The sequence below is a fragment of the Parasphingorhabdus sp. genome (genome assembly GCF_036963805.1).
Taxonomy (GTDB): Bacteria; Pseudomonadota; Alphaproteobacteria; order Sphingomonadales; family Sphingomonadaceae; genus Parasphingorhabdus.
This window is the reverse complement of the sequence record NZ_JBALUN010000001.1, coordinates 893367-905256: the sequence shown is the minus strand read 5'-3', so window position 1 is coordinate 905256 and position 11890 is coordinate 893367. Positions and strand designations below refer to the sequence as shown.

Genomic DNA, 11890 nt, shown 5'->3' with positions numbered 1-11890 from the left:
TATGTTTAAAAAAATTCTAATCGCAAACCGTGGCGAAATTGCATGCCGGGTTATTCGTACAGCACAAAAAATGGGTATTAAAACCGTTGCTGTTTATTCGGATGCGGATGCGCGGGCGCCTCATGTACAGATGGCAGATGAAGCCGTTCATATTGGGCCGTCTCCCGCAGGTGAATCTTATTTGATTGCTGAAAAGATTATACAGGCCTGCAAGGATACCGGCGCAGAAGCTGTGCACCCTGGCTATGGTTTCCTGTCTGAACGGACAAGCTTTGCGCAAGAACTCGCAGACAATGACATTGCCTTTATCGGGCCGCCAATTAATGCCATCGCGGCGATGGGTGACAAGATTGAGTCCAAGAAACTTGCTGAGAAGGCAGGCGTGAGTGTTGTGCCCGGACATATTGGAGAAATCGACGATACCGAACATGCAGTGCGGATCTCATCGGAAATTGGCTATCCGGTAATGATGAAAGCTAGTGCGGGCGGCGGCGGCAAGGGGATGCGGCTCGCCTGGAACGAAAAAGACGTTCGAGAAGGGTTCGATGCGACCAAACGGGAAGGTCTCGCTAGCTTTGGTGATGACCGTGTGTTTATCGAAAAATTCATTGAACAACCGCGCCATATTGAAATTCAAATACTCGGCGATAAGCATGGAAACGTGTTATATCTGGGCGAACGCGAATGTTCCATTCAACGCCGTCATCAAAAGGTGGTGGAAGAAGCTCCCTCTCCCTTTGTTGATCCAGAAATGCGGAAGAAAATGGGAGAGCAGGCAGTAGCGCTGTCACAAGCTGTTGGCTATTACAGCGCGGGCACGGTCGAGTTGATCGTCGGCGCCGACAAAAGCTTCTACTTCCTTGAGATGAACACCCGGCTGCAGGTAGAACATCCTGTGACCGAATATATCACGGGGCTTGATCTGGTGGAACAGATGATCCGCGTGGCCTATGGCGAAAAGCTGCCTTTGACACAGGATGAAGTGAAGTTGACGGGTTGGGCGGTTGAAAACCGGGTTTATGCAGAAGATCCCTATCGCAACTTCCTCCCTTCCACTGGACGTCTAGTCAAATATCGCCCACCTGAAGCGGAAGACGGAATTCGCGTTGATGACGGCGTGATAGAGGGCGGCGAAGTTTCAATCTTTTATGATCCCATGATTGCCAAATTGATTACTTATGGTGAGACCCGTCTAGAAGCGATTGATCGCCAGATTGATGCGTTAAACAGGTTCGAAATAATTGGCCCTGGCCATAATATCGATTTTCTTTCGGCTTTGATGCAGCATGAACGTTTTCGCGGAGGCAATATCACAACCAATTTTATTGCTGAGGAATATCCTGACGGCTTCCAAGGCGCACCGGCCACTGAAGAATTGAATCGTAATCTTGCGGCCGTTGGTGCGTTTGCCGCTGCTGCCCACGCAGACCGTGCACGCAGGATTGACAATCAATTAGGCAAACGCCTGCAACCACCCGGTGATTGGGAAGTGAAAATTGGGGACCTGATCCAGAAAGTTACGGTTTCCGAAGAAGGCATTGTCGTTGATGGTATAGAAGTCGATTTGGCTGCAGAATATGCACCAGGTAACAGCCTCATTCTTGCAACTGTTGACGACATTCCCTTGTCGGTAAAAATTGTAAAAACGGCGAATGGTTTTGCTCTTAATACTTACGGCGCGACGCATAAAATACAGGTTCTTCCGAACCATATTGCTAAGCATTCCGTGCATATGATCGAAAAAATTCCGCCAGACCTGTCTAGATTTTTACTCTGTCCGATGCCTGGGCTTCTTGTCGCGCTGCATGTTAAAGAAGGTGATGCAGTCGAAGAAGGGCAACCCCTGGCGGTTGTGGAGGCCATGAAGATGGAAAATATCTTGAGGGCGGAGAAAAATGCGGTTGTGAAATCCGTTTCTGCAGAGCAAGGTGACAGTCTTGCCGTTGACGCGATTATATTAGAGCTGGAATAGCCACTATAGTCGTGATTTGCTGAAGGGGAGAAGGCAATGTCGAGTGGATTTGCAGCCATCAATATAAGTGTGTCCGGGTGAGGGAGCCCTCGCAAAAGGAAATCCGCCTGGTAATCGCAGCATCATCTGCTGGCACGATTTTTGAGTGGTATGATTTTTTCATTTACGGAACATTGGCTGGCTTAATTGGTGCCGCTTTTTTTCCATCCGGCAATGAAACCTTGCAGTTGCTGCTTGTTTGGGCTGGTTTTGCCATCGGCTTCGGGTTTCGCCCACTGGGCGCGATAATGTTCGGATTTCTAGGCGATAGGCTGGGACGAAAATACACTTTTTTAGTGACTGTGACCTTGATGGGAATTGCTACCGCTGGCGTTGGGCTCATACCAAATGCCGATAATATCGGTATTGCCGCTCCGATATTGGTGATTTTCCTTCGCATCCTACAGGGATTAGCGCTCGGCGGCGAATATGGCGGAGCAGCAATTTATGTCGCTGAGCATGCCCCCAAGGAAAAGCGAGGATTTTACACCAGCTTCATCCAAGCCAGCGTGGTGGGCGGGTTTATTCTAAGTATCGCTGTCGTGTTGACCTGCCGCTTCCTTATCCCCGCGGAAGATTTCGCCGCATGGGGCTGGCGTGTGCCGTTTCTATTGTCGATAGTTCTACTAGGAATTTCGCTTTGGATGCGGCTTAAACTATCCGAAAGCCCGGTGTTCCAGGCAATGAAAGACGCGGGCGAAACAGCTGGTAATCCTTTTACCGAGAGTTTTTCCTATCCAGGCAATAAAAAGCGCATTTTCGTAGCGTTATTCGGCATCACAGCTGGACTTACTACCATCTGGTACACAGCATTTTTCTCGGGCATGTCTTTCTTGCGCGGCCCGATGCGAATGAATGATCAGACAGTCGAAATTATCGTTTTCATCGCTGGCATAATTGCCATGTTTTTTTACCTGATAGTCGGCAAATGGTCTGATCATATCGGTCGAAAAAGGCCGATGATCCTCGGCAATTTTTTGACTTTATTCTTATTGTTTCCGTGCTTTTGGGCTTTTGGTAATTTAGCCAATCCTGGTCTTTGGGAATCCGCCAAGGCGGCACCGGTTTCCGTTTCCGGAGAGGAATGCACCACAGACCCTTTCGCAGATATATTTGACAGAGAGCAAAGCGATTGCGGTAAAATACTGGAATCTTTAGCCGCCAGCGGCGTTCCCTATGATGTTGTCAGTGGTAATGTCCTGCGTCTAACAGTTGGTGGCAATAATATTCCCATTACAGACAAACTAACTGTGACATCGCACGAAAGGAAACTCGCGATTGAATCGGCGCTGGCAAAACATGGTTATGATTTTTCAGAGCAGGAGCCACCATTGATAAATTTGGTGGGTATAATTGCGATCTTACTCGTCCTCGGCATGCTCAGCGCGCTGACCTTTGGATCGGCGGCAGCGCTGTTGGCCGAGATGTTTCCTGCAAGAATCCGCTATAGTTCGATGTCGATTCCTTATCACATAGGTGCCGGATATTTTGGAGGATTTCTCCCCCTTATAGCCGGGTATATTATTGCGCGCTCGGGAGACGTATATGCTGGCTTGTGGTACACTTGGGTATTCGTGTTGATTTCTCTGGTCGTCGGTTGGTGGGGCATCCCCCGCGACCCAGAAGGGGCTCTAGACGCAACATAATAAACGGACTATCGGCGGCTTATGAGTGACAATGCGATAGATATACCGCCAACATCACGGCTTCGTATTGAACACGGTGCGTTGGTGGCCAATTGGCGAGCCCTAGGCGATATGAGCGTCGGTGCCAGCACAGGAGCTGCTATCAAAGCGAATGCTTATGGTCTGGGCGCAGTCGAAGTATTCCAGCGGCTGCAATCCGTAGGTTGCCGCGATTTCTTCGTAGCCAATTGGCAGGAAGCAAAAGAGGTAGAATCTTTCGGGCAAAATGATACTAATATTTTTGTTTTAAATGGCGCTCGTTCCGAAGACATGCCCTTCGCCATGATATCTTCGGCCAAGCCAGTATTGAACAGCATGGAACAAGTCCGTCGATGGCAAGAAACCGGACGCCCCTGTAATATAATGGTTAACAGCGGTATGAACCGACTTGGCCTAGATCCAACGGATATCAGAATGTTTGATTGGACCACGCTCGATATTGATATGGTGATGAGCCACTTGGCGTCAGCGGATGACGATACACGCCAAAATGCAGATCAATTAAGTGAATTTAGAGGCGCCCTAAAATATGTTTCTGGCAAACGGTCAAGTCTGAGCAACAGCGCAGGAATCGCCTTGGGGAAAGACTATCATTTCGACTGCACGAGACCAGGCCTTTCACTCTACGGAGGAAAACCACGCCCGGAATTTCTTTCCACGATCCAGCAAGTGGTTTTTCCTGAAACGCAAATATTGCAGACTAGAATAATTAAATGCGGCGACCGCGTCGGCTATAATGCAAAATATAAGGCTGAACGGGAGCATTCGATTGCAATTTTGGCAATGGGCTATGCTGATGGATATTTGCGCGGTTTCTCCAGCCAAGGCATGTTTCTATCCGGCCAAACAAGACTCCCAGTTCTTGGACGGGTTTCTATGGATTTGATAGCTATAGATATTTCTGATGCTCCTAGCCTAAAGGAATCTGATTGGTTGACGGCCGAATATGATTTGCCAGTGGCATCTTGTCAGTCTGGGTTATCGCAATATGAATTGATCACGGGTCTCGGCAATCGCTTTTCTCGCTATTGGGTCTAATTTGTGCACCTGCCATATCGCAGATGCACATGATTTATGCGGCAAAACTTTAAGCGATTTATATGCACTGGCGCCATGAACACGGCTTTTCTTGCGGCGATGCACAATTGTGGCTAGTGTCTATTTAACAATAATAATTTTGAAGGCATATCTTCATAAAATAAAAAAACAATATGGTTCACAGGAGATAATATGGCGAAGATAAAAAAGGGTGATCCGGACGGCCCGATCATAATTAAAAAATATGCCAATCGGCGGCTCTATAATACCCAGACGTCTAATTATATTACACTAGATTTTCTGGCTGATATGACTCGTGAGGATATTGATTTCGTTGTAATTGATGCCAAATCCGGTGATGATATCACGCATAATGTTTTGACACAGATTATTGTTGATGAAGAAAGCAGCGGCCAGAATATGTTGCCCGTCAATTTTCTTCGCCAGCTTATTTCCATGTATGGGAATAGTATGCAATCGCTGATGCCATCCTATCTTGAAGCCTCCATGGAAAATTTTCGTAAAAATCAAAAGCAGTTTCAAGAAGCTGTCGAAGGCGCGTTAAATAAAAACCCTTTGGGGCAGATGGCCGTTAAAAACCAGAAGCAGTTTCAGGAAGCTATTGAGAATGCCTTGAAGTCCAGCCCGTTAGCGGGTGTTGTCGAGAAAGCTCTAAATCCCCTTGGTCTGGGAGATAGGACTGGATCAAATGCTGAGCCGGATAGCGATAAAATGTCTCCAAAAGATGTTGAGATCATGGAACTGAAGCAACAGCTTGCCGACATTCAATCCAAAATCGATAAACTCGACAATTGATTATATCTTAAAGGGTTCGAACCGCAGGCCCTGAATTTTAAAAACTTTTCCGACAGGAACCGCATACGTGAAGAAAAACGCTCTATCAGTTACGAGAGAGGCTGACTTTTCAGCCTGGTATCAACAACTTATCGCCGAAGCCGATTTGGCTGAAGAATCCGGTGTTCGTGGTTGCATGGTTATGCGGCCATGGGGCTATGGTATCTGGGAACGCATACAATTTTTGATGGACCAGCGGATTAAAGCCAGCGGACATGAAAATTGCTATTTCCCATTATTCATTCCCCTCAGTTACTTCGCCAAAGAAGCCGAGCATGTTGAGGGTTTTGCAAAAGAAATGGCGGTCGTTACCCATCACCGGTTGATGAAAGACGGCGACAACGGTTTGGTCGTCGATCCTGATGCAAAGCTTGAAGAGCCGTTGGTTGTTCGGCCAACATCGGAAACTGTGATCGGCACATCCTTTGCGAAATGGGTGCAGAGTTGGCGCGATTTACCGGTGATGATCAACCAATGGGCGAATGTCGTTCGTTGGGAAATGCGAACGCGTATGTTTTTACGCACTAGCGAGTTTCTTTGGCAAGAAGGGCATACAGCTCATGCCACTCGTGAAGAAGCGATGGAAGAAACACTCGATATTCTGGAGATGTACCGCAGCTTTTCAGAAGATGTTTTGGCTATGCCTGTCGTGGCCGGCGAGAAACCTGAAAATGAGCGCTTCCCAGGGGCAGATGCAACTTACTCCATTGAAGCAATGATGCAGGATGGCAAGGCTTTGCAAGCTGGCACATCGCATTTCCTCGGGCAGACTTTTTCCAAGGCGCAAAACATAAGGTTCCAAGATAAAGAGGGACAGTTCCAATTCGCTTATACTACTAGTTGGGGTGTTTCGACGCGCTTAATTGGCGGGGTTATTATGACCCACGGCGATGATGATGGGTTGCGCGTGCCGCCGCTTATCGCGCCTTACCAAGTTGTAATCATACCGATGTTGCGCGATAAACCAGAAGACGAGGCAGTCGTAGACTTCTGCACTAGTCTTACAAAGCAAATCGCAGGTCTGCGGGCGTTTGATGAAAATGTAAGGGTTAAATTCGACAAAAGCGGAGTGAAGGCGTCTAACAAGCGGTGGGCGTGGGTAAAAAAAGGCGCACCGCTAATATTAGAAATTGGTCCTCGGGATGTTACGGAAGGCAATATTTCGGTCCTGCGCCGTGATGCTTTGTATAAAGACAATGGCAAATTGGATTCCCAAATCTTGGAGAAGGATGCTTTTGTTGATCTTGTTCCCGTTTTGCTGGAAGAAATTCAGTCGAAGTTGCACAATGAAGCCAAGCAACATTTGGATAGCAATATCACACGCGGACTGACCGACTTTGCCGCAGTCGAAAAATTCTACAAAGAGAATAAAAAATACCCCGGATGGCTCGAAGTCCAATGGTGCCGCGCGAGTGGTGATGAGCTTGACCAGATTGAAGAGCGTTTGAAGAAATTGAAATTAACCTTCCGCAATGTTCCTCAAAAGTCTGATCCGGTTGATGGCAATTGTATCTTTACTGGAAAGCCCGCGGTCGAACGAATTCTTGTTGGTAAAGCCTATTGATGGCCAAACCGCCCAAAGCCCATAAACCACGGCAACTTCCGTCGCGCAAACAGATATTGGAGTTCATCGAGAAATCCGACCAACCTGCTGGTAAGCGCGAAATTGCAAAAGCATTTCAATTGCGCGGGTCGGACAAAATTGCGCTTAAGTCTTTGCTCAAAGATATGGCTGATGAAGGCTTGATCAATAGCACGCCCGGACGTGCCTTCCATAAAATGGGAGGTGTCCCAAAGGTAACAGTGCTTAAAATCGTCGAGATTGACGGCAATGAAGCGATCGGGATGCCTGAACGGTGGGAATCTGATAGTGCTCCAGCTCCGCACCTTCGAATTAAAGAGCGCGGGCGCCGCGCTGCATTGGCGGTTGGGGACCGAATTCTAGCCCGTACAGAGGAGCGTGGGCAGGGGCATATTGCCTTCATGATGAAGAAAATTGCCCAAAGCAGCGATATGTTAATGGGCATTGTCGAGAAGGACGAAAGAAACCGGTTCTGGCTAAAGCCTGTTGATCGTAAAATCCGTCGTAGTACTGCTATTTCAGATCTGGGTGAAGCGGAAGTGGGCAATCTGGTCCTTGCCGAACCAGTAGGTCGCGGCACGCAGATCAAGGCGCAGGTGAAAGAGGTCTTGGGAGATCCTTTTGCACCCAAGTCATTCAGCCTGATTGCCATCCATAAATTTGAAATTCCGAATAAGTTTCCGTCCGAAGTCGTTGAGGAAGCTGAAGCGGCAACCAAATTAAAATTGAGCCACGAAGACCGGGAGGATTTAACCCATCTCCCTATCGTCGCGATCGACCCTGCTGATGCGCGTGATCATGATGATGCGATATGGGCCGCGTCGGATGACGATGCAAATAATGTCGATGGATATAAAGCCATAGTCGCGATTGCGGACGTGTCCTTCTATGTGCGCAGCGGAACCAAACTCGATAAAGAAGCATATAAACGCGGTAATAGTGTTTATTTCCCTGATCGGGTTGTACCTATGTTGCCAGAGGCGCTCTCTACCGATGTCTGCTCTCTCAAGCAGAATGTTGATCGGGCAGCTTTGGCCTGCCATCTTAAAATTGATTCCAAAGGAAAAATAATCTCATCCCGTTTCAGTCGTGCCATCGTCAGGTTAACGGGTAATATCGCTTATGAAGATGCGCAGGCGGCGATGAACGGTAAACTTGAGCATCCCATGAAGGCACGGGCCCTTGAGCCGCTTTGGGCATGTTGGAAGTTATTGGCCCATGCACGTGACGGGCGGGAACCCCTTAACCTGGACCTACCGGAAAAACGCGTTGTTCTGGATGATCAAGGACGGATCGCCGAAATAGCCGTGCGCGAACGTCTGGATGCGCATCGTCTGGTTGAAGATTTTATGATCGCGGCCAATGTTGCAGCGGCCAAAATGCTAGAATCGAAGAAATCCCCCTTAATTTACCGTGTCCATGAAGTCCCGTCCCGAGAGAAACTGATAGCGCTCAAAGACTATCTGAAAAGCTTCGATGTTAGTTTTGCAATGGGACAAGTCATAAAACCTTCTGTTTTTAACAGCTTGATAAAACAAGTTGGTGAAGCGGAGATATTACCCTTGGTCATGGAGCAAATTTTACGGAGCCAGACTCAGGCTTATTATGGAGCTACCAATATGGGGCATTTTGGCCTTTCATTGGGAAGCTATGCCCATTTCACCAGCCCTATCCGTCGCTATGCCGATCTCATTGTCCATCGTGCCCTAGTGAGCGCCTGTAAATTAGAACAGCCCAAACCAGATAATATCCAAATCCCTCCGCAAAGTGGATTGAGTGCGGATATGGCTGAACGATTGGATATGATTTCCGAAAAAATCAGCCAACTTGAACGGCGCGCGATGATGGCTGAACGGGAAACAGTTGATCGCTATATTTCTGCCCATTTGTCCGATCATGTCGGTGAAGTTCTCAAATGCCGGATTACTGGTGTTCAGAATTTTGGCTTTTTCGCTACAGTAGAGGAATTGGGCGGTGACGGGCTAGTGCCGGTCCGCACATTAGGGGTGGAACGGTTCGATTATGATGAACAAAAGCAACAGCTTGAAGGTGTCGACAGCGGTGTAACCTATAATATCGGTCAAAAGCTTGAGTTACGCTTAGTCGAAGCGAATGCCGCGACCGGAAGTCTACTGTTTGAATTGGCAGAGGGCGCTAATCATATGTCCGGGCGCTATGAACCGCGTCGCGGCAGCACCGGCGGAAAAGGAAAGCCCCATCGTAAAGGAACACGGGGGCGTCCGGCAAATATTCGCCATCGAGGAAGGTGAATGAAATAGCGCCTATTCAGCGCGCTACGAATTGGGTTAGCATTTAGCTTAACCGATCAATCTCTTCCTTACTTAGAGATCCAGGAACGACCATCACTGGGCAGGGAAGGCTGCCTGCCTCTGTGGCGGCAAAATGGGTTACTAGCGGGCCTGGGGCACCATGGGCTGCCGCGCCGAGAACCAAAGCAGCCAAGCCTTCAACTTCATCCATCAACTTACGAACTTGCTTGGGGCCTTTGCCTTCCTTCACAGTAATCGAGGGCCTGATACCGGTTTCTTCGAACAAAGTTCCCGCAGCGCTGGATACCAAAGCTTCAGCGCGGTTTTTCGCTTCTTCTTCAAGAGTCGCCTGCACTCCGCCCCAAGCGACAAAGCCTTCACTCTCTACCAACGCCAAAATATGTAAAGCGCCGTTAGTCTTCATGGCGCGGCGGGACGCAAAGCGCAGCGCAATGCTCGCCTCTTCGGTTTCGTCTATTACCACTAGGTAAGTACGCATGAAAAATCCCCAACCAACTGCGTATTCTTGCTATTAAAACCGTGCTTGCGATAAAAGCCTGCTATATGCAAGGTTTACCCCACTTGCACTTTTATGCCATTTGCGCATAAACGCTCCAACGCCGATATAGAATAAGGGTCTTCTTTCCATGTCAATCAACCTTCAAATGCCTGCTTTATCTCCCACAATGGAGGAAGGGACGCTTGCCAAATGGCTGGTTAAAGAAGGGGATGTGGTCGCTTCAGGCGATTTGCTGGCGGAGATTGAGACGGACAAGGCGACGATGGAATTTGAAGCAGTGGATGAGGGCACTATTGCGAAAATCACGATTGCCGAAGGTACCGAAAATGTAAAAGTCGGTGCGGTGATTGCGATTTTGGCAGAAGAGGGTGAAGATGTTTCCGCGGTTTCGAAAGGTGGCGAAAGTGTCGCGAAGAAGGTAAAACCCGAACCAGTTGCCAAGAAATCTCCCGAAAAACCGGTCGCCGCTGCCCCAAAGGTTGCAGAACCAGCACAAGATGATGCTCCAAAGGTTGCGGACAAGGCACCACAGGCTGCCACACCGGCTGCGGCCTCACCCGCCGCTGATGGGGACCGTATCAAGGTCAGCCCTCTTGCCCGGCGTCTTGCCGAGGGGAAAGGCGTTGATCTGGCCGGCATGAGCGGTTCGGGGCCCGGTGGACGGATTGTTAAAGCCGATATCGATGCCGCAGAAGGCGGAACGGCCAAAGCCGCGCCTGCGCCAACATCTTCTGTGCCAACAACTACCGTTGCGCCGCAAGCGGACAATGATTTCGAGACTCCGTATACAACCGAAAAGCTGTCCGGCATGCGTAAGACAATCGCCCGTCGTCTGACCGAAGCAAAGCAAACCATCCCGCATATTTATCTCACCGTGGATATCCAGCTCGATAAGCTACTTAACTTACGTGGAGAGCTTAACAAGTCGCTCGAACCGCGCGGTATTAAGTTGTCGGTCAATGATTTGCTGATCAAGGCGCTGGCCGTTTCACTAATGCAGGCGCCCAAATGCAATGTGTCGATCGAGGGTGACGAGCTCAAAAGTTTTTCCCGCGCAGATATTTCGGTTGCGGTCAGCATCCCCGGCGGCCTGATCACGCCTATCATCACCGGCGCTGACACCAAATCGCTCAGCACCATTTCTACCGAGATGAAAGACCTTGCTGAGCGAGCAAAGGCAGGCAAGCTCAAGATGCATGAATATCAGGGCGGCACTGCCAGCATTTCCAATATGGGGATGTTCGGTATCAAGAATTTCGACGCGGTGATCAACCCGCCACAGGCGATGATCATGGCGATCGGGGCAGGGCAGAAGCGCCCGCATGTGATCGACGACAGCCTGCAAATCGCAACCATCATGAGCGCCACCGGCAGCTTTGATCATCGCGCCATTGATGGCGCAGATGGCGCGCAGCTGATGAAGATATTCAAAGAGCTAGTGGAGAACCCTCTGGGCATGCTGGCTTGAACAATATGAAAGATAAAATCCCCGCGATACGCACCATCACAATGCCGACGGACACTAATCCTTATGGCAGTGTCTTTGGCGGTTGGTTGATGGGGCAAATGGCGCAAGGCTGTGCCGCTTTGGCGGCGCAGCATAGCAAACGCAAATGTGTCGTTGTCGGCGCAAATGAGCTGCGTTTTGAACGGCCTGTCAATGTCGGTGACGAGCTGTCGGTTTTTGTCGAATTTGCGAAGATCGGACGCAGTTCGATGATCGTGCGGGCAGAGGCCTATTCCCGCGAACGACACAGCGACGAAATGATGAAAGCGGCTTCGGGTGAATATACGTTCGTGGCGTTGGATGAGAATAATCAGCCAGCTGAAGTTCGTCAGAAAGTATTGTTTTGACTAGTATCTCTGCATCTATACCTTTATCCTCTGTCAGATTCAAAACCCAGTTCTGGAACAACAACTAGGGATGGT

Annotated in this window: 9 protein-coding genes; 8 read left to right on the top strand and 1 reads right to left on the bottom strand. The window is 49.1% G+C overall.

Going from position 1 to position 11890, the window contains the following annotated elements; genetic code table 11:
- Position 1: 1 nt before the first annotated feature.
- The 6 genes from V7676_RS04260 to rnr all read left to right on the top strand — a co-directional run bounded on the left by V7676_RS04260 (position 2) and on the right by rnr (position 9441).
- The gene (locus V7676_RS04260) at positions 2 to 1972 is read left to right on the top strand and encodes an acetyl/propionyl/methylcrotonyl-CoA carboxylase subunit alpha (RefSeq protein WP_335658405.1); all 1971 of its coding nucleotides are present in this window, start codon (positions 2 to 4) and stop codon (positions 1970 to 1972) included.
- A gap of 77 nt (positions 1973 to 2049) precedes the next feature.
- On the top strand, positions 2050 to 3657 hold the full coding sequence (locus tag V7676_RS04255; protein WP_335658404.1) for an MFS transporter: 1608 nt from the start codon (positions 2050 to 2052) through the stop codon (positions 3655 to 3657).
- A 21-nt stretch (positions 3658 to 3678) separates the two neighbouring features.
- Positions 3679 to 4734, top strand: a complete 1056-nt coding sequence (alr, locus tag V7676_RS04250) for an alanine racemase (protein ID WP_335658403.1) — start codon at positions 3679 to 3681, stop codon at positions 4732 to 4734.
- A 192-nt stretch (positions 4735 to 4926) separates the two neighbouring features.
- Positions 4927 to 5550 (top strand): polyhydroxyalkanoate synthesis repressor PhaR, encoded by a 624-nt coding sequence (gene phaR, locus V7676_RS04245; protein ID WP_335658402.1) that lies wholly within the window; start codon positions 4927 to 4929, stop codon positions 5548 to 5550.
- A 67-nt stretch (positions 5551 to 5617) separates the two neighbouring features.
- The gene (gene proS / locus V7676_RS04240; protein ID WP_335658401.1) at positions 5618 to 7153 is read left to right on the top strand and encodes a proline--tRNA ligase; all 1536 of its coding nucleotides are present in this window, start codon (positions 5618 to 5620) and stop codon (positions 7151 to 7153) included.
- Positions 7153 to 9441 carry a ribonuclease R gene (gene rnr / locus V7676_RS04235; protein ID WP_335658400.1) on the top strand — a complete coding sequence of 763 codons (2289 nt, stop codon included), beginning with the start codon at positions 7153 to 7155 and terminating at the stop codon, positions 9439 to 9441. The genes proS and rnr overlap by 1 nt, the downstream gene beginning before the upstream one ends.
- A gap of 43 nt (positions 9442 to 9484) precedes the next feature.
- Here the strand turns inward: rnr and V7676_RS04230 are convergent, their stop codons facing one another.
- Positions 9485 to 9940: a universal stress protein gene (locus V7676_RS04230; RefSeq protein WP_335658399.1), complete on the bottom strand. Its 456-nt coding sequence runs from the start codon at positions 9938 to 9940 to the stop codon at positions 9485 to 9487.
- A gap of 148 nt (positions 9941 to 10088) precedes the next feature.
- Here V7676_RS04230 and V7676_RS04225 point away from each other — a divergent pair, with 148 nt between their 5' ends.
- Both V7676_RS04225 and V7676_RS04220 read left to right on the top strand, forming a co-directional pair.
- Entirely contained in the window at positions 10089 to 11429 is a 1341-nt protein-coding gene (locus tag V7676_RS04225; protein WP_335658398.1) for a pyruvate dehydrogenase complex dihydrolipoamide acetyltransferase, read from the top strand.
- Positions 11430 to 11434: 5 nt separating this feature from the next.
- Entirely contained in the window at positions 11435 to 11815 is a 381-nt protein-coding gene (locus V7676_RS04220) for an acyl-CoA thioesterase (protein ID WP_335658397.1), read from the top strand.
- The last annotated feature ends 75 nt before the right edge of the window (positions 11816 to 11890 follow it).

Bases quoted from the DNA above. Each gene is read 5' to 3' on its own strand.
- V7676_RS04230 (WP_335658399.1), bottom strand. From the start codon at position 9,940: ATGCGTACTTACCTAGTGGTAATAGACGAAACCGAAGAGGCGAGCATT.
- rnr (WP_335658400.1), top strand. From the start codon at position 7,153: ATGGCCAAACCGCCCAAAGCCCATAAACCACGGCAACTTCCGTCGCGC.
- V7676_RS04260 (WP_335658405.1), top strand. From the start codon at position 2: ATGTTTAAAAAAATTCTAATCGCAAACCGTGGCGAAATTGCATGCCGG.
- alr (WP_335658403.1), top strand. From the start codon at position 3,679: ATGAGTGACAATGCGATAGATATACCGCCAACATCACGGCTTCGTATT.
- V7676_RS04220 (WP_335658397.1), top strand. From the start codon at position 11,435: ATGAAAGATAAAATCCCCGCGATACGCACCATCACAATGCCGACGGAC.
- V7676_RS04225 (WP_335658398.1), top strand. From the start codon at position 10,089: ATGTCAATCAACCTTCAAATGCCTGCTTTATCTCCCACAATGGAGGAA.
- phaR (WP_335658402.1), top strand. From the start codon at position 4,927: ATGGCGAAGATAAAAAAGGGTGATCCGGACGGCCCGATCATAATTAAA.